Annotated in this window: 7 protein-coding genes; 2 read left to right on the forward strand and 5 right to left on the reverse strand. The window is 61.4% G+C overall.

Annotated elements, in window-relative coordinates; genetic code table 11:
• The first annotated feature begins 14 nt into the window (after window positions 1-14).
• Both ACUJ46_RS12425 and ACUJ46_RS12430 read left to right on the forward strand, forming a co-directional pair.
• Window positions 15-2,198 (forward strand): PD-(D/E)XK nuclease family protein, encoded by a 2,184-nt coding sequence (locus ACUJ46_RS12425; RefSeq protein ID WP_445390819.1) that lies wholly within the window; start codon window positions 15-17, stop codon window positions 2,196-2,198.
• On the forward strand, window positions 2,195-8,521 hold the full coding sequence (locus tag ACUJ46_RS12430; protein WP_445390820.1) for an AAA domain-containing protein: 6,327 nt from the start codon (window positions 2,195-2,197) through the stop codon (window positions 8,519-8,521). Before ACUJ46_RS12425 ends, ACUJ46_RS12430 begins: the two co-directional genes overlap by 4 nt.
• Here the strand turns inward: ACUJ46_RS12430 and ACUJ46_RS12435 are convergent.
• The 5 genes from ACUJ46_RS12435 to ACUJ46_RS12455 are packed head-to-tail and all read right to left on the reverse strand — an operon-like array spanning window position 8,501 to window position 18,923.
• Window positions 8,501-9,229: a hypothetical protein gene (locus ACUJ46_RS12435; protein ID WP_445390821.1), complete on the reverse strand. Its 729-nt coding sequence runs from the start codon at window positions 9,227-9,229 to the stop codon at window positions 8,501-8,503. The two genes, ACUJ46_RS12430 and ACUJ46_RS12435, sit on opposite strands and share 21 nt — an antisense overlap.
• Window positions 9,229-12,498 (reverse strand): hypothetical protein, encoded by a 3,270-nt coding sequence (locus ACUJ46_RS12440; protein WP_445390822.1) that lies wholly within the window; start codon window positions 12,496-12,498, stop codon window positions 9,229-9,231. Before ACUJ46_RS12440 ends, ACUJ46_RS12435 begins: the two co-directional genes overlap by 1 nt.
• A complete protein-coding gene (locus ACUJ46_RS12445) occupies window positions 12,491-13,396 on the reverse strand; it encodes a hypothetical protein (RefSeq protein WP_445390823.1) in 906 nt (301 codons plus the stop codon). Before ACUJ46_RS12445 ends, ACUJ46_RS12440 begins: the two co-directional genes overlap by 8 nt.
• On the reverse strand, window positions 13,393-15,846 hold the full coding sequence (locus ACUJ46_RS12450; RefSeq protein WP_445390824.1) for a helicase-related protein: 2,454 nt from the start codon (window positions 15,844-15,846) through the stop codon (window positions 13,393-13,395). The genes ACUJ46_RS12445 and ACUJ46_RS12450 overlap by 4 nt, the downstream gene beginning before the upstream one ends.
• Before the next feature lie 5 nt (window positions 15,847-15,851).
• The gene (locus ACUJ46_RS12455; protein WP_445390825.1) at window positions 15,852-18,923 is read right to left on the reverse strand and encodes an SNF2-related protein; all 3,072 of its coding nucleotides are present in this window, start codon (window positions 18,921-18,923) and stop codon (window positions 15,852-15,854) included.
• Window positions 18,924-19,709: the final 786 nt, after the last annotated feature.

The following is a 19,709-nucleotide window of genomic DNA, read 5'->3' on the forward strand; positions in this document are numbered from 1 at the left end:
AGACGCGTTATGACATGATGACGCGCGCAGAACGCGACAGCGCCACCATCGTCAAGGAAGAGAGCGGCGCCGCCTGGGCCCTTGAAGGAAACAAGTTCGAGGAGCGTGTACTCGCCAGACTCAGCGCAAAGGAGCCTTTGTTAGGTCCTGGTCCAAACGAAGATCGGCTGGGCCAGTCAGAAACGATCGCCTTTCTCCGCGGGAAAACGAAGCAAAAGGCTGCTACCCAACTCGGTCTCGAACAAGGACCATCGTTTCGCGCGGCGCATGCTCTGTCCGATCATCTGCAGATCAACCGATCCTACACCGACATCGTGTTCCGCGAGACAACACCTGATGGCGTCGTCTTTCGCATCGTCGATATCAAGGCGACACGCAATTCCACGCCCTTCCACAAGGCACAGGTCGCATTCTACGCGCTGTTGCTTCGAGGCATGCTCGCCGATCTCGGGATCGACGCAAGTGTCGATGCGACCGGTGCCGTCTGGCACATACGGGCGGGAAGCCGCGTGGCCGAGGGACTTGTCGAGCCAGCGACTTTCCCGCTCAAACCCTATCTGAGATTGGTCGAGGAGTTCTTGAAGCGCGATGCGCCGCGCATCGCAAAGCGGAAGGTCCTCGCCAACGTGGATGAGACGTTCTTCCACATCTACTTCAAATGCGAGCAGTGCGATTATCTAGCCCATTGCCGCAAGGCGATCGAACACCCGAACCCCGCCGACAACGACGTGTCCGCGGTTCCCGGCGTCTCGCACGAAGGCAAGCTAGCGCTGCAAGCGCGTGGCCTGAAGACCGTGGGGCTGCTCGCAGGATCGGCAGGGATCGGCGCAACCGGGCCGACAAGTTGGTCCTTGCAACGCCGGAGCGATACCATCATCGCCCGCGCTGGCGCGATCACGGCAAATGAGGTGCGCCGCCTCCCGGACGTAATGAGCTATTTGATGCCACCGCGCATCGACCGTGCCTTCTACCTTCTCGCCGACCACGACGCGGTCGAAGATAATCTCGTCACCATCGCCTACATGCGTTGCGGCGGAGCGCCCCGATCCGTCATACGCGTCATCGACAAGAGCAGCCCGGATACGGAGCGGCACGCGCTGCTCGACGTGTTCACAGCGTTCATTGCCGATCTCGGCGAGGTCGATGCACACAATGCAGCCGCCGATCCTGATCAGCAGCAGCAAGCCCACATCTTCATCTATGAACCCGCGGAAGCGCGCGCGATCCAGGCGGCGATTGGTCGTCACCTCGACGATCCTCAGATCCGAACCGGATTGCTCCACGCCGTTCGGCTGTTTCCGCCGGAGGATGTCGTACCCGAGCCCGAATTCAAGGGGGCGCACCATCTCCCGGCCACGGCGATTCGGTCTGTCATCGAGCAACTCTATGCCTTGCCGACGATGGTGTCCTATGACCTCCGGCAGGTCTCCGAGGCACTTCACGCCGCTGGGCAGATCGATGCTGCTTATGCGCCGGTCGGCGCCTTTCGACGGGACTTTTCGTCATTGCTCGCGATGGAGGCCATTCGTTCGCTTCGGGAAGGCCTTCGCGATGGCGTCACTGTCGCCCAAGTGGAAGCGGATGTCAGGGCGAGGCTGGAAACGGCAGCGCGGTTGGTCGAGTGGCTGACCCGCCAGAACGCTGCGGCGCAGCCACCATTTTTGCGGCTCGAAAAACAACCTTTCCGATTTCAATCTACTCTCAACCCTCTGAATGCCGGCGATCTTGATCTGCTTCACGCATACGAACTGCTGGATTCGCGTAGCGCCTTGCTGGAAACACTTGTGCGCCTTGCCCAACCTGCTCGCGTGCGCCAGCAACGCGGAGAGTGTCTCGCCGGTCTGACTCTCGAAAGCGAGGGCAGACATCCCAATGGACTCCGCTGGCTTCGCTTCTCGATTCCGCCGGAGAGCCGCGATGCTGAGATCTCACCCGACGACATTGGTCTCATCCTGACCGACGACAATCCCGACCTACGCCTCAACCCCGCAAACTGGCGTCCATTGGAGATCCGATTCAACTATGGGGATTATGGATCGCTCTTCGTGAACATGTCGGCGCGCCAATATGATTCAGCGATCATGGCTAGCCTTCGCCGCCAAACCGGACCGAAGGGATGGTGCATCGACAAGACCTACCGGGACATCAATGGCCCGCGGGTCCAAAACTTTCTCCTTCAACTCGGCGGCCAGCCATGAGCGCTCAGGAAATCCTGCGCTTCCTGCGCGATCCACTCGATTTCGCGGGTGATCCGGTCGATGCAGACATTTGGGAGGCCGGTCTGCGCGACGTTGCGCAGCCCCTCACCGAGGCGGCAAACATACCCTTGCGCCGGGCGCAAATTGATGCCTGGCATGGGCTCGCCCACGCTCGCGTCGGGCTGATCCTTGGTCCGCCCGGAACCGGCAAAACCCACGCGCTAGCCTGGATGGCCGCGGGGTACCTTGAAGCGCGGCGGCGGGCCGGTTTGCCATGCCGAATCCTCGTCTCCGCCTTCACCCGCAACGCCATCATTAACCTCATCGAGGCTATCGCTGAGCGATGCCAGCAACTGGACGTGCCGCCCCGGATTGCCTTCGTTGGTCGCGAACCATCCAGCCCGCTTGGGCCAGGCGTCGAGCATCTCGACGTCGATGACGCCGCCGATCTCCTGACCGAAGACTATACCGTCGTTGGAATGACGGTGTGGGGCCTCAACCGACTCATCGATGCGCAAGGCGGATTTACCGGTGCCTTCTTCCACCTGACCTGCGTCGATGAAGCGTCGCAGATGGTCTTGAGCCATGGCCTGATGGCTATTGCCGGTATGGCAGAAAATGGTCGTATCTTGGTCGCGGGCGACAACAAACAGCTTCCACCGATCAGAGCCGAACATGATCATGATGTCGACGGCCGTCGACTCGGGTCATCGCTCTACGCCTTCCTTCAAGCGGCCGGTGTTCCGGAGTTTCCATTTGACGAGACGTTCCGGCTGAACGAACCGCTCACGCGTTTTCCCCGCGATCGCTTCTACGAGAAGCGCTACCAGAGCGTTGTCCCCGAGCGGCGCCTCGCCCTGATTGAGAACTGGGAACAAGGGCTCGATGATTGGGAGCGAGTGGCGCTCGATCCTGAGTATCCGATCTGCGTTCTAATCCATGACGGTCCGCCAACCGGATCATCCAACCCGTTCGAAGCGGCGGTTGCGGCTAGGCTCGGCCGCCTGTTATTCCGTCGGCTGCCGCCGACCAAGGATGGCGCGGACGATGCCGAGAAATGGCAGCATCGCCTCGCGATTGTCAGCCCACATCGCGCGCAGAACGCGCTGATCCGCAACATGCTTGCCCAAGGGCCGGAAGGCGCGGGCGCAGTCGTTGAGACTGTCGACCGCATCCAGGGCCGCGAGCGCGATGCGATGGTCGTGAGCTACACCGTCGCCGACCCCGAGTTCGCACTGGCGGAAGCGGAGTTCATCTTCAGTCCCGAGCGTCTCAATGTCACCGTGACGCGTGCGCGCGGCAAGCTCATCCTGATCATTTCGCGGCGATTGCTTGAAGTCGTGCCGTCCGACGAGGAGTTGGTCGACAAGGCCGAGACCCTGCGCGAATTCATCTTCCGCGCCAAATATGCAGACAGCGTCAAGCTGTCCGCGCCCGATCACGGCCAGGTCAACGTCGATGTCTGCGTCCTTCCATTCAGCGACGAGGCGCCGCTGCCGCAGATCGCCGCGCCCGCGCGGCCGGTGCGAGACGTCCTTGCTGACCTCACGCCCGGGCACCTGCGGATCCTTGAAGAAATCCGCAAAATGGCTGGCGTCAACAAGTGGGGCACTGTTCCCGACTACACGCTTGCCAGGGCAATGCGCAGCGACGCCAAAAGGATCTTCCCTGATCTGCGATTGCTGCAGCGACACGGCCATATCGCGTTGGAGCAGGTCCAAGGCACGCCGCCCTTTTGGAGTATCACGCCGCTCACCAATCAACGGGCACTTTATTCGCTCGATACAGACGAGTTGGTCGACCGGGTCGAGGAAGCGATCATGCTCGCCGGGGCCGGCCGGCGAGGTGCCCTGTATCGTCAGGTTCGCGACGCTTTCGACTGGCTAGGTGCAGACGGCGAAGACCAGTTCAAGCCCGTTCTTGATGGTCTCGAGGCGGACAAGATCGTCCAATATGAGATGATCAACAACCGGCTCTATGTCGCGCGGGTCCGAGCCGAGCCGGCGGACGCCCGCGACCTGGCCGAGTCGCTCGGCGAAGACCTTCAGCCGGCAGACTATATCCTCCTCAATCACCTCGAAGACCATGAGGCCAGACGGATCAACTTCGGCGTTTTCGAAGAGTGGCATGCCCCGATGGATCTCGCGCGCGGGCTTGGCGCCAGCCTCTCGGAGGTCGCGGAGTCGCTCCGCCGCCTGAGCCTCCACGGGCACGTGCTCATTGCGGAAGAGGGACGTGTTCGCAGCCGAATGGCGGAAATGGCGCGCGCCGTCCGCTATTCAAAACAGCGCTTCCGCAAGGACGATGCCGGCGATCGACCGTATCTCGTCCGCGGCCTGAAGGTTGAACTGCGCAACAGGGAAAAGCCGGCTTATGAAAGCCCGCTCCGTGATGCCGTTGCGGCCGTCGAAGCGAAGCATGGGCAAGGCAGCGAGCCCACCGCAGCGTTCGGGATGGTGGCCGAAATGCTGCGGCGTGCCTGGAACGCACCCTCGCCGAACCTCGCCGGCTTCCAAGATCGGGCGTTTACCGCGATATTCGACGCCTGGGTTGGGTCTGGCGACGAACGCTTCGTCATCGCGGCTGACACAGGCTCGGGAAAGACCGAGGCAGCCTGTCTGCCCATCATCGCTGGCGCGACACTGGACCTGCTTCGCTCCATCGGCGGCACGCGGGCGATCCTCGTTTATCCGCGCGTCAGGCTCGCCGCTAACCAAGCGCAGCGGCTAGCCCGTTATTTGGCGGCGCTCCGGAACGTGGATGGAGCACCCCGTCTCACATTGGGTTTGCAAAACGGTGCCGTTCCAGAAGACTGGCAATATGCGGACCCAGAGACGTGGGAACCGACCGGCCGCACCGGCGAATATCAATTTCCATTCTTCATGTGCCCTGAGCCCGCCTGCGGCGCTCCGCTCGCCATCGCCGCTGGTACAAACGGTGCGCCTGACACGCTCCAATGCAAGGGCTGCGGCTGGGAGTTCGACGGTTGGATCGGGACCAAGCAAGCCCTGCGAGCGGCACCGCCGACCTTGTTCCTGCCCACGACCGAGTCGCTCCACCAGTGGCTGAACGATAGCCGCTATGGTGCCCTCTTTGGCGATGGCGGGTCCGGACCGCGCTGCATCCTCGCCGACGAGATTCACCTCTACACGCACATCCAAGGCGCGCAGATCGGATATGGGCTGCGCCGTCTCCTTGGCCGATGCGCTTTGAACGGCGATGCGCCCATCGCTGTCGGCATGAGCGCGACCTTGGGTCGGCCTGCTCATGTTTGGCACCAGCTCGTTGGTGGTTCGGAGCCCCTTCTGATCGAGCCGCTTCCTGCTGAACGAAAGCCAAATCCCAAGGGGCGGGAATATTTCTACTTCGTCCAACCCGAGGTCGAGTCGCGCAATCGGGACGTGGCCGGCGCATCGACGACGATCCAGGCCGCCATGGCGCTCGCCCACAACATGCATCGCCGGCATGGCAGCGAGGGCGGGTTTCGCGGCATCGTCTTTGTCGATTCGATCGACAAGCTGAAGCGGCTCCACGGCAATTACATGGATGCCGAAGAAGGCCAGAGCCTCGCCAGCCTCCGCACCAGAATCTACCCGGACCACCCCGCGACCGGTCTTCCACGGCGCGCCTGCTGCGGCGATCCGCTCGGATGCGACCTGTTCCGTGATGGCGAGTGCTGGACGTTCGCCGCAACCGACCAGAGGCAGTGGACCGCGCGTGGCCCGTACATCCCGGGCAATCCGCTCAGCGTCGCCCGCTTTCCCGTCTACTCGGGGAGTAGCGCCCGCATCGAAACAGAAATCCAGCGGAGTGATCTGGTCTTTTCAACAGCGTCGCTCGAGGTCGGGTACGACGACCCCGACATGGCGTTCGTCTACCAGCATTATGCTCCCTCGAACCTCGCCAGCTTTGTTCAGCGCAAAGGCCGGGGCGGTCGCGGCAACGATGATCGTCCGGTCACGGGCATCACGCTTTCGATCTACTCGGCTCGGGACTCTTGGTACTATCGCCGCCCAACCGCACTCCTGGACAGCCGCGGTTTCGAAGTTCCCTTGAACCTCTCAAACCCGATCGTGGCGCGCGGCCAACTCGCGACGCTGCTCCTTGATCTGATCGCACGGCGGGAGGCCTTGCGCCTGCCTGCAGTTGGTAGTGGGGGCCAGCTTTCGAGCGAGATCGTGTCGGAGTTCGGCGACGCCTGTTCACGCCTGTTCGATGACGATCCCTTTGCTCGGCTGGGCTATGCAGACGCCGAGGCGTTCATCCGAGACATCACGTCCAAATTCGGCACCTTTCCCACCGATGAGCATGCTAGGACCAGACGTGCCCGGATCGAGTGGGTGCCACGGACCCTGTTCGGGGCTGCGGACCTGCCTAGTGTCGACATCCGAGTCCCTAGTCATGGCGGCGAGCCGAACATCAAGAGCGAGGATATTTCGCTGGGCCTTGGCGCGGCAGCGCCAGGCAATGCGACCCGCCGGTGGGGCAGCATCGAGGTTCATTGGCGGGCGCCCAAGCACGGGCGCGCTCCCTATCTCAACGCGCAGGAAGAGGCTCTCGCCGAACGGATCGATCTTGGCAGTGCAGGTGAACTCCTCACCAACTTGCCAATCGACGCGCGCGAAGATCTTGGGGATACTCCGATCTCGCCGACGATCCTGCGTCCCACAAACTTGGGCACGGACCTTATCGGCCTGGTTCGCGGTGGCGGCTGGACCCCGCTTATCGAATGGGATGCCCAGAACTGGGCCGCCAAGCCGATCCCGGACAATGTCGATCCGGCGGCGGCGCTCGACATGCGCAGCACAGGTTCGCTCCGTGGCTTTCCAATCCTGCGCTTCGACAGGCAGGGCACGCCTGCCGATATTGGCGACATGCGCCCGATCCTTTCCGGGTTCGAGACCTATGTTGGCAGCGCGACGAGCGGCCCCGGCCTTCACCTGTCGCGTATCTATTGGGGGGCGGATGCTGAGGTCAGGATTGTCGAACAGGCCGACGCGATCGGGGTCTCCCAGACGTTCACGGACGCGGCCGGCGAGACATCGCAGTTCATAGGCTATACAATGGAGAGCGAAGGTGTCCGCTTCGCCCTTCGCTCAGACCGCATCGACGCGTTCCTCGATGCGGAAATGGCCAGGCTCGCCGGCGACTCCGCTGATCAGCGATGGCACCGCAATCAGATGCTGCGCTACATCGTGCAGCGGCGGGCTCGAAACGCGGGGATCAACGGTTACGAAGCCCGACGCGCCGCTGAACTGGTGGTTACTGCAGCCGATAGTCCCACCCTTTGCGGCGACCTCGCGAAGCTGCTCAGGATGTGGAGCGACACGGCGCTCGGCAATCTGTTCAAGCGCACCTACCATGAAGCGCTCTCGAGCCATCCGCTGCTGAGCGAGCGTCGGATCGACCGACTCATGGGCACGCTCGCCGGCACCCGCTTCAACGAATTGCTCCGCTATGTCATGGAAGCGCAGAAATCCGACGACCATCTTCGCGCATTTCTGCGCAGCCAGTTGGTCCACAGTTTGGCCGTGCGCCTTCGCCAAAGCTTCGTGCTGCACGGCCGGGGCGAAGAGCGGCGCGTGGTCGCGCATGTGAAGCTACCGGTGCAGTTCGGTAATCGCTCGGAGGACGTGATCACGATCGCTGAGAATGGCGTCGGCGGAGACGGCACGACTAGGACCTTCATCGAGCAGGCGCATGACGCGTTTGGCGACTTCATGAGCGGTTTCGTCGACACTTGCCCCAACGCCGCTGAAGACCTGTTGGTGGAAGCAGCTCATCAGGCCTGCGCTCATCATGAGCGTTGGCGCGCGCTCGATCCTCGGCGCCCCGAGACGCTCGATGCGATCGGTAGCGATCTCGGCATCGACTTTCATGCCGCGGGTGCGCCGTCGCCCCAGCAGCTTCTCCGACTGCTCTATTCCAACGAGGCGATCGGTGGCCAACAAGTCGCCCTGTATGCCATCTGGCAAGAGGTGTTGGCGGCAAAGTTGGCGCTGAGATCCCTCATCGGACGGGAGCCCGACGGGTGGGAGATCGTCAGCGCGGCCTCCAAAGGTGCGCTCGACGGGATCTATCCCACGCTCGCGACGATGCTGAGCGCGTACTCACAGATCGAAGGAGCGGCGCAGGACGGCAGCCTCTCCCCGGGGGAACGCCTGGCCGATCAGATCTACCGCGTCAGCGGAAGGCTTTGCTTCGATGGCTGCCTGGCCTGCCTCCACGGAGACAGTGACCTCATGCCGTCGACCCTTGCGGAGGTTGCGGTAAGCCGACGGCTGCTGACGCGCTTCATGGATTCATGTCGCGCCATGGGCTGACACCGTAAACAGCGCCAGCGCGTCATGATCTCGGATCCAGCCGAGTATCTCGTCCGTCAGGTCTGACAATCGCACCGGCCGAGCAGCGACAGCCACAAGGAATGCCGCGATCGGCGGAGCAACGCCGACAGCAAGCAGTCGATCGTTCAATGCGGATGCTTCTACCACGAGCGTGTCGCGCTCCTTCACGCGATCAGCGGGGGGCCGGCTCGCATCCTCGAGCTTCTTGGCACGGGCTGCCAGCTTCAGCAGATCGCTGCCGAGCGCCTCGACCCCAGGAATATTGGTCAGCACTTCCCCCAGTGCCGCCTGTCCTCCGAGGGCATCCTGAGCGGCCTTGCGCCAAACGGCCTCGATGCCCCTCTCGATCTTCTCCATCTCGAAGGGAAGTCGGTTCAGACCGATCTGGTTGATTGCGTCCAGCTGTTCAATTGTGGGCTCACCCGCGAGGATGCGGCCCATCTTCACAATCTCGCCCAGCGAGGCGCCGATTTCGGATCGCACGGCCTCGAAATCGGCATCGGCCGCTTCGACCAGCGTGGTCAGGCCTTCCAGCAGAGTCGGAAAGCCATCCAGCCGCTCTGCTGACGCTGTCGCCTTTTGAAGTGCGGTCCCAAGTCGGGCCCGCTCTTTCGCTTTGTCGATCTTGGGCAATAGCTCGATCAGTTCGTCCAGCGGAGCGAGCGTGGTCTCGGCTACATCATCCATTACGCGACCTCATCAAGCTTGGTCTGCAGCGCTTCGGCCGCGGCAGCCAATCGCTCGCCGAAGCTTTGTACGACCGAGAGATCGCCAGCGCTCTGATTGCCCTCAACGAAGGCGCGGGCGTATTTATAGGCTGCGTCAACCGCGAGTTCGGCTTTCTCCAGCGTATCCAAAGCGAGCCGCAAGGATGCGATGGGAACCTCAAGCGTGTGCGCGAGCTTCTCCGCCTCTCCTTGAAAACCGACGTCGTCCGCGAGCAGATAGTCTGCCAGTCGCTGCCAAGCGGGTTCAGTCTCGTTCAACAGCCCTGCATTCGCGGCTCGTGTCCGTGCCGACGAATATTCCTGATATTGTACGGGCGCGGCTTGGACGAAGGCCGACACGGTCCGCGTCAATGCATCGTCGACCTTTGCCAGATGGTGACTGAAGCTCGATTGCCGAAGCAGAGCCAACGCTCGCTCCTTGCGCTGCGATAGGCTCTTGTTCTCGCGCTCGGGAATGTACCGCAATTGGCCATCGGTCTGACGGGCAAGTTCAACAAGCTTGCCGATTTCCTCAAGCCCCTTGGAGAACTCTGGCTTGGCGGGAACCGGCACGGTCCGCATCGTGTCGCGAAGGCTTTTCATCGCTCCCGCGACCGCTCCCGCGTTCATCAGCGGAGCACCGCTACCAAGCGGGAGGTACAGCGATTGCCTCAGCATTCCGCGAAGCTTGTCGTGCCAGTAGCTCGTCGCCTTAACCAACTCGCCCCAGGACTCGACCCGATCATCCGGAAGGCTTTTCGCCTCCTGCTCCTCCGAGAGCAGTTCCTGGAACTGCTCCTCCAGCGCAGAATCTGGTGAGATCGCGCCGCGAAGCCAAGCTCGCGCCAGCAACACCTGAACTGTCGCCCCATCGATCGACCATGGTTCGTCCTGAGCCAAGCGACGCTCCAGTTGCGCCGATGCGAGTTCGGCCAGACGTCGCAACAATCTCGCAATCGCGCGGCGATTGCTCTCCAGTTGAATCGGCTGGAGGGCTGTGCCCAGCCGATTGGTGATGTAGGCTTCGATCCCGCGGGTCGCCCAATCTTCGCGTGGAATGACGAAGTGCCGAATGTCGGTTCTGCCCGACCCCTCCAGCTTCACATTGTCCTTTGTAAAGACGCGTTCCCAAAGCCCGCAATTCGGCTCAGCAAGCAGTTCCCGCGCCTCGTTCATCAGGTCGATCAGCAGGATCTCCCAGGCACTCGGATCGCTGATCGGCTTCCCGTCGCGCCAGAGCAGCGCTTGCTCCGCGAGCGCTTTGAGGCGCGTCGTAGAGACAGCCGGACTCGTTGGCGACGACCTTCCGCCCGCCGAACTCGACCTTCCAGAAATGGTGGAAGTCAGGGGACTGATAGGCGCAGGTTTTGATGGAGGCAGGGCACCCGGAATGGGTCCTGCGGGCACCTCCGGCTCCGGCACCTCCGAAGCCGGCGCGCCCGACTGCATGGCCACATCAGGCGACGGGGTTCCAGCCGAATCCAGGCCCTCGCCGAGCCAAGGAAGCCGGAAAGCCTCGAAGACGCCCTCTGCTACACCCGAGACGGAGCGCATGCCTTCGGCCGTTACGTCGACGTGAACTTCGCTCGTGCGATCGCCCCACAGCATCATGAGCCGACGCAGCTGTTGGCGCCGACCAACGTGGGGCTCGGCAGCATCGATCACCTGAGCGAGGAAGCCGCTCGGCTGCAGCGAGCGCTCGGGCATCCATTCGGAGAACTCGATTTCCGCAGGTGGAAACTCGCCCGCCTCGAGGCGGGACGGATAAAGGAGCACGGGCGCGAGCACGCCTTGGATCATCCCTCGCGGGGTGTGGAGGCTCTGTGTCCCCTTCGGATCCTCAAGTTTTTCGAACATGTTCGTGATGGCGTTCCGATTGAACGGAAACAGTCCGATTCCATCCGATGCGCCAAATGCCGCGAAGCAGGCATCACGGCCGACACAAGTCTCGCATTTGTTGGGGACCGTCTTCGGGTTGGCGCCGGCCTTGTGCCAAACTTCCAACTCCGGCCGGTCGATCCGCACGGCCCGAAGATAACGTGACGCGAACTCGGCCTGCGACTCCTCCGTGGCAAGCTGGATTGTTTCCTGGAATCCACCTGACTGGCGTACCCGGCCCAGACGCAGAACATGCGTGATCCGGCCGCTGTAGTTGCCCTGGATGCCCTTCAGGTAGAGCGGCGTCATGCCTACCACGGAGATCATGTCGCAGACGTCGCTACGCGTCCTCGCATCGACGACCAGGGAGTCGATCAACTGACCGTCGATGCCCTCCCAGCTTGTGACGTCCTCGAGCAGCAGGACCAGTCGCCGCTTCTCCTTCAGCAGCTCTTTGCGTAGCTTGAAGAACATGTCTCGGAGACCATCGACCGTGATGCCGAGAATGTGCTGAACCGCGAAATTCCGACGATCATTGAGAGCCTTCAGCAGCCGGCGGGCTTGCGGGATCTCGAGCGTCTCATCGAGTTCAAGTTCGGCGGCGGCCACCTCTGCTGCTCTCGCCGGCGCGATACGGTCCGTCTCCTTCTTCAAGGTGCGCATCAGCATCAGCGCCTTGGGAGGAAGGCCTTCGACCGCCAATTGGAGCTGCGCGAGGTCGGCGATGTCGTAAAGGTTGAAGCTTGCTGAGGCCGAGTTACGCTGACCGCCGTCGCCTGACATGACCTTGAGGATTCGCTCGGGTCCGCCCCATCTCTCCTGAACGGCCTGATGGCCGATCAAGCGTTCGAGCTCCCATGTGGCGCACCAGTCCTCATCGCCGATCGGGGTCTCGAAGAAGTTCTTGCTGAGCGACGCCGCGAGATTGGCGTGAAACAGCTTCACCCGCCCGTCGAACGAAGCTTCAACGCTTTGTGCGAGGTTCTCGAAGAGATAGCCGTATTGGGCGCCGAGTTGATCGCGCAACTGCCTGAGCGTGCCGGTCAAGCTCCCGTCGGCACGCTCGATCAGCATTACCAGATCGTCCGCGTTCCACTTGACGTCCAGCCACCGGATCAGATGCGATTTGCCTGCGCCGGGCTCGCCTTCGACGATGCAAAAGGCGTAACGCGTTTCTGGGTCCGAAAGATCGGCGAGTAGAGCTTCATCGCTTGCTTCGATGCCCCGGCCGGTTGTCGTAGACACTTGAAAGTCGCGGATGGGCTGATGAACGGCAAGGAACTCCGCTTCGTCATTCGCCAGCGCGACCGAGCGAAGAACTGCATATGCGCGGTCTTCGGTCCAGCAGGTCCCGTGCATTCCTTCAGCCATTGTTGGCCTGTCCTTCCAGCGTCACGGCCTTGATATTCCTCACGGGATGCGGCTCCTGGGCCAAGGCGTAGGTCTCCTTCGCATCGCCGATAGCGTCGAGCACCAGACGCTTGTCGTCGTGGAGATCGCGGAGCGTCCCGCTCAGCACGCGAGACACGCGTCGTCCAAGCGGCGGCAGTCGCACACGCTCGACAGATGCAAGAAACAAACGGCCACCATCGAGATACGGCATCCGCTCGGCAACGCGGTCGATAAAGGTCTCGATTTCTAGCGTTGTAGGGAGGGACTGCTCCGACCCCAGCCGAGCAATCTCGCGCTCGAGGCGCTGGGCTGGATAGGGATAGAAGTCGCTCCTTGGCATCGACACCCCTAAGCCGAGGAAGAGCATCCAGCGCTTCCACGGAGAGGATTTGGTCGCGTTGAAACGGTTCTTCTCGTCGTCGTCCTCGTCCGCGTCGGCGGCGCGGACAGCATTGTTCATCTTGGCCGCTCGATCCTTCGCATTGAGATCGAGCCATGAGGTGCCCTGTTCCGCTTCAGTCAGTACCACCATCGCGGCGTAAGCTTCGAGGACGATCGAGTCGGCATGATTCACATCGAGCGCGACAAGACGGTCGTGAACAGCGTCGGCGAACGCCTCGATCGTCGTCGGGACGGGCGCCGTCAGCCTGTATTGGTTTTGAGATGGGGACTCGATTAATCCGAGGCTGGCGGTGGCACCGAGCAACTGGCGTATGTTGGTGTTCTCCTCCGACCCCCTTTGCTCGACTCCGCGCATTGTCGGCTTCAACCAGGTCCGAATGCGATCGAACCCCAGTTGTCCATCCTGTGCCTCGAGCAGGCGGAGCAAGGCGTAGATGCGCTGCGGAGAATAGTTGGTGTCGCTCAGCAGGCTCATTGGGGCAGCACTTCCTTGACGAAGGTTCGAAGCGCTGCCTCACTGATGGGAGCGCTGCTCGAGAGGATGTTGACGATCGGCTTGCCTCGGACTGCCGTTTCTGGTGGCGCAACGATAACAAGTGGCTGCGCGGGATTGGCAGCGGCCCAACCTTCAATCCGCTCTATCAACCGCTCGACGCGGCTTTGCACGTCGATGAAGACTGCCGTGGGCAACAATGCCGGGCGCCAGTCTCCCTGCACGTCGGCATGGCTGCTGACCAATCCATAGCTGCAGGCGAACGCGACGAGGCGGCGTGCGAAATCGTCGGCAAGATGATCTTGGATGACAAATTGCTCGATGCCCGCACTGATCAGCCCTTCAATAAGATCATCGCTGACCGTTCCGTCGTCGCGCGCCGGATGAAGTATGGAAACCCCAGGACGTAACCCGCTCTCACCCAGGGAATGCGGCCATCGTCGATCCAGCCCCTCGAAGCGAATTTCATCCAGCTTCGGTGATGCGATCTCCCGGCCGCGGCAATATGCGCAGCGGCCGCAGGGAGGCACCAGTGGGCTACCCGCTTCTACCAGTTCGAAGATGGCGGCGGAGACGCAGATCTGTGGTTTGAAGATCGCGGCCTTGAAGTTGTCGAGATCGGACAGTGCGGCCGATCGCTCCTTTGTCCTGAGGTCTGCGATACCTGCCCAGTAAGCGTCGTTCTCACCGGCATCGAGCAGAACCGGCTCTTGAATATCGACATGCCAGACGGGCACGTCGCCTCGGCTTTCGGTCGCTTGAATCGTGATCGCGCCGGCCCGCTGGAGCATGTTCAGCAGGCTTCGGTTCCAGTCGCGGTTATAGTCGGTGTCGCCGGCAGCGAGATCCTCATGCGCTGCGTCGAGCGGCACGACCAACCGCCGCACGCCTGCTACGACCGTGCTCTCGCCCATGGCATCGGCGGCGCTGACGATTGCACGCCATCGCTTCAGCATCATTGCAGGGCGGAGCCACCCGCCAGACCACAAGCGTCGCGCTTGGCGCCAGTCTCCGGCGACGCCGCGATCGTCCGTCCACAGCATGAGGGCGAGAGCCTGATTTCCATCGCGCGCCGCCCGGCCGATCTCCTGATAATAGCGAGATGGAGATTCGGGCACGCAGGCGTGAATCACCGCGCGGACATCGTCCTTGTCGATACCCATGCCGAAGGCGGAGGTGGCAACGACGAGATCGATATTCCCCGCGCGCCAATCACTGACGATCCGCAGTCGTGACGTGCCGTCGTCGACCTGGCCGGTAAAGAGCGCCAGCCGCCTATAGCCATTGGCTTTGATGGCATCGTGAAGGCGCTCGGCGTGCTTGACCAGCGTCGTGTAAATGATCGCCGGTCGCGGCAGCCGGTCGATCAATCGGACCAGCAAGGCATCGCGTTCGGCAGCGGTTTCGATGCGGGAGTGGACGAGGTCGAACTCGTACCGGGCAACTTTCGCCTCGACCGCCAGAAACTCAGCCGCGCCATAAGCGCGCTTGAGTTCGGCTCGGGCAGCGTCGTTGACCGTCGCAGATAGAAGGACCGTGCGCAGAGCCGGATTGGACTCGCGCAGCACCTCGACCAGCCCGGGCAGGCGCTGGAAGTCTGGTCGAAAGGACCGCCCCCAGGACTCGATGATGTGCGCCTCATCGACGAAGAAGGTGGTCAAATGCGCGTCGAGACCCGGAAGCTTCTGGCTGGGATCCTGAGCGGCCTCGATCAATAGTTCGCGGGCGGCGCCCAGAGCCACTTCGGGTGACAGGACCAGTACCGGCACTTCGCCGCGGCCGAACGCGTTGTAGATACCGGACCGGGTGGCTTGGTCCTGATCGCCATAGATGCACTCGCTCGCTTCGAGCCCAGGGATCGTCCTCAGGCTATCGACATGGGCAAGCGCGAGCGCGACTGTCGGAACGATTACGACACAGCATGCCCCGCTGCCCGAGGCCAGCAGAGGAGCGAGTTGAAACAGGAGACTCTTGCCCGCGCCGGTCGGGAGTGTTGCGAGGAGCGTGGCACCGTCGGGCATTGTCGCCAGCGCACGGATCGCCGCCTTCTGCGTGGGCGCGCGGTACCGATCGAACGAGCTGTGACGCAGAAGCAGCGCATCGGCGCAAGCAGATGGGTAAGTTTGGCGCGGCGCCGGATCGAGCTTCAGGACATCGGAGAGGCCCTCGATCGGTAGGGCTTCGGCGTCATCGATGATGAGAGCGTCGCGGCCGGCCACCGTCACACGCTTCATCCCGAAGCGTGTCAGATTCACCAGATCATTGTCGGTGACTGCGAACTGGCTTCCGGTGAGATCCAAATAGCCACCGTGGAGGCGACAAAGCTCGCGCAGGATGGCTCCGCGATCGCCAGGCTCGCTGCTCGCGCTGAATGCGCGCACCGCGCGCTGCTGTGCGTCAATATACCAAGGTTTTCGGACGGTCGCTGTCATGGCTCTCAGACCAAGGCGACCAAGGCCAGACCGAGCAGATCGGTGCGCGGCGAGCGAGTGGACTGAATCAGGGCCAGCCTCGCATCGATGGCAGCCTGGAAAGCATTAGCAGCGTCATGATTCTTGGCGGTATGTGCCTGCCATCGCAGGAACCCGAACTCGCCTCTCAGGCTCGTCTCAAGCGCATCAGCGCGCTCTTGGGCAGCGACGGCCCGGCGCTTCTCGATGGATGCGAGGGCCAGGGGAACGGATTTGTCGATCGAGTTCCACAGTTCCGGAAGAAATGGCAGTTCGCTGACCATCGACGGCTCGATTGGTTTCAAGGTCAGGTCCCTTCGCGGGTGGTCAAGGAAGCCGCGAAGACCCGCGTGAGTGAAAATATCCTGATGAGCGCCGCGAGCGTCACGGAGCAGCATGATCTCGGCCGTGACTTCCGGCCAGAGGAGCGAGCGTGCTCGAGCGGCGAGCCCCAGACCAATGTCATGACCCTGCCAAAGCCTTTCGTCTAGGACTGACCGTGCGAGCACTTGAAGCAGCAACGTGCCCTTATGCTTGGGGAAGCCTTCGAGCATGAAGGCCGTCACCCGGCTATGTTGGCCGTGCTCGGCCTCGAAGATCATCGTGTCGATGAGGCTATGGCCGGGGGCAAAAAACTGGAGGTCATCGCGCTCAAGCGCTGTTTCCCGAGCAAAAGTCCCGCAGACAAGCCGGCTTTCGCCGTCGGTACCTGCCCCGATCTTCAAGCGGTCGTTACTGATATTGAGGGATCCATTAGTCCACCGAAACTCGCTGCTCCCGTCATCGCGCTTCTTGGTCTGAATGCCGAGCCGTGACGCCCAAGACCGTAAAGTTGTTGCGCACTCCGCATTGTCGCTCTCATTTTCGATTTCTAAAGCGAGTGCTGAAGAGCGTTCAAGTTCGGGTTTGGTCGCATCGAGCGAGATGTCGAAGGCCTCGTCCGCAGCACCTAAAGATGCATCGACCTCATCTTGCAGGGCAGTGATGATCGCTCGCAACGCAGAGGGGCTTTCTCCATAAGCGGCCTGAATTTGCAGTTGCAATTTCGGGAGAATGAATTCGAGGCCGCCGATCGATCGGTTGAAGACCCGGAACACGTCGCGGTGGGTCTCAAGCAGCGCCTTATCTGCCGAAGTCGCTGGTTCAAGGACGACCGATAGAACCTCGCGGTCGCTCTGGCGGCCGACACGGTCGAGTCGGCCAATTCGTTGTTCGAGCCGCGCGCAGGAGACTGGGACGTCAAAGTGGACCACCGCGGATGCATTCTGAAAATTACGGCCTTCGCCGCCAAGTTCGTCCGACACAAGCACTCGGCAGGTCTTGTCATGCTGGAACCGAAAAGCGGTGCTAGCGAGGTCTTCTTCGTCGATGTCGCAATGGAAGCGAGCCACGGCATGCTTGCCAAGTAGAGGTTCCAGGCGGTCCGCGAGGTCATCCGCAGATGCAGCATCTTGCACAAAGACTAGTACCTGATTTTCGAGGTCTTCTAGATGGTCTGTCAGCCAAGTGGCAAGGAGATCGGCGCGACTAAAGCCTCCCTCCTGCTGCCAGGCTCGCGCAAGTCCAAGCGCGGTCCGGAGCCAGCTTTCCTCACCGCCGAGCGGCGCGAGCGTTTTCACAAGTTCAGTGATAATGATCGGTTCGTCGTTGGGACCGGTGTCGGCTGCTATCCGCGTCACAGGGTTGCCCGTAGCGCCGCTAGGCTCACTATTGAGCGCCTCTCGGCGCTCTTCCAAGAAGCGCACCGCCGAGTTGGGGGAGGTCGAGCAAAACCGTTGGTAAAGGGCCCTGAGCGCCTTAGCGTCAGGTCCGTCACCTTGTGGAAGTTCTTCAAGATGATTCAGAAAGATGGCTTCGGCTTGGGTGGTCGACCAAGGCAGTTCTACCAAGGTTCTTTCCGGCCAACTTGTGGTGTCGCTAGTAAGGGTCGCCCGCCGCGTACGGATAATCCGGTGGTCGAGCCGGTGAAACTCCTGCACATATGCGACAAGTTCGATAGCAGCTTGCGCCTCGCCGGCCCGCATTCGGTCCAGGAGAGCGTCGAACAGTTCGTCTCCTTCTATCAGGCCAACCCATTCCTCGGCGACGAACTCCACTTCGTCCGGGTCGAGTTGGCGACCTTCCGCTGCAGTCGCATCGATCAGCTTGCGCGTAAAGTTAAGGCGATCCCAGACCGCACTCTGGCGGTCATATTTCATCTGGAAGTTGACGACAGTTTCATCCGCAAATGCATCGGGGGCTACCAGCGCGAGCAAGCCCAGGAGACCAGCCATGTCGCGTTTAGACGGCGTCGCGGACAAGAGAAGAAGTCCATCAGACTGGCGCGCGAGTTGCTGCAGACGGGGATAGAGGGCATGTTCGGGCGGGATCTGATGGGCCTCATCGATCACCACCAAGTCCCACCGTCGAGCGGTGATCATCTCCGCAAACTTGGCATCGGCCTCCAGTGCCGTTGTAGCGACAATCAATCGCTGACCTGCAATGAGGTCGCCCAGTGATGTTCGTGTCTCCTCGGCCAAACGGGCGCAATCGATGTGATGGTACGCCCGTGCTCCGAATCGCAGGTATGTTTCCGTTAACCACTGACGGGACATCGAGCCCGGCGCGACAACAAGAACGCTGAAGTCTTGCCGCTCGGCCTGAAGTGCCTGAATGATCATACCGGCCTCGATTGTCTTTCCAAGTCCGACTTCGTCAGCAAGGATGAATCGCGGCGTGCGGTCGAATAGTACACGGCGTGCCGCATATATTTGATGACCAAGTGGCATCACTCGAGCGCCCAGCATTGCCGGCAATCCGCCCGACGCAGCGCACCAGCGTCCGTAGATATCTGCCATTGACCAGCGAGCAATGTAGTTTTTGGGCGTATCCCATCGATACGCCTTGAGCAAACTCATGGGGTCGGTCGTCTCTCCGACCGGCATAATCAGTCCTTCCCAGACTTCATGGATCTTGTCGCCCGCACGTATCCGGTAAACGTACCCGCCGTCCTCGCGCTCGATTAGTAGATCAATGATTTCACCATTGGTCACATCGCCGTCAGACGCCTTGAATCTCACGGGTGTCGAGCCGCTTAAACGCGCTCTTGTAATTGGTGTCTTGGGGGCAAGTATTCGAGTTCCCTCGCCGCCAAAATGGACTATTGCACGTCCTAAATCGTCATACTTGTGTAGTTTTCCGACTCCAAGCTGCCCTAGTGCAGCGACGTTCACTAAGCTACCGATTGGTGCAGTCACAGAGACGATCCGCTATCTGAACTAGGTGTCATAATTTTCCCGGTCATACACCACCCTCACAGGCACATACGTTCTTTCCCAAAATTTGGGATAACGAGATTTAACTCTGGTTGAGAGAAAGCCGCAGCGCAAGCGCAATCGCCTGGCACTTAGCAATAAGGCCCCGACTTACGTACAACCCTCGTTCAATCCGGTCGAGGCGCAAGGGGGCAGCACATATTGGGAAGGCCAACAGTCGTGTCTGTCTAAGCTGGGATGAGTGCGGCATCGGCTGAACAATGTCGGAATCAAAATTGCGGGCTCGGAAACGAGATTGTTCTGCGCGCGATCTGCGCGCCCCTGTTGCACGCACCGTGACGCCTCTCAAGTTTCACTTTCCCAAGGACCGTGGAGCGCAGATTGTGATTCAGTGCTCATGGATCGCATTTTCCAAAGCCAAACGCAAAAATCAAAGCCTCACTAGCATATTGGAGTTGGAGTTGACCCGCTTTGGTGGACGGGTTGCGGTTTAGGTCTGTTGGGTCAGGCCATGTGGTCTGAGCCCGAGGTTTCTACCAGCTACGAGTAGAGCCTGCGCCCGGGTTGATGCCCATGCTTGGGCGTGATGGC

This window comes from Sandaracinobacteroides sp. A072 (assembly GCF_052616365.1).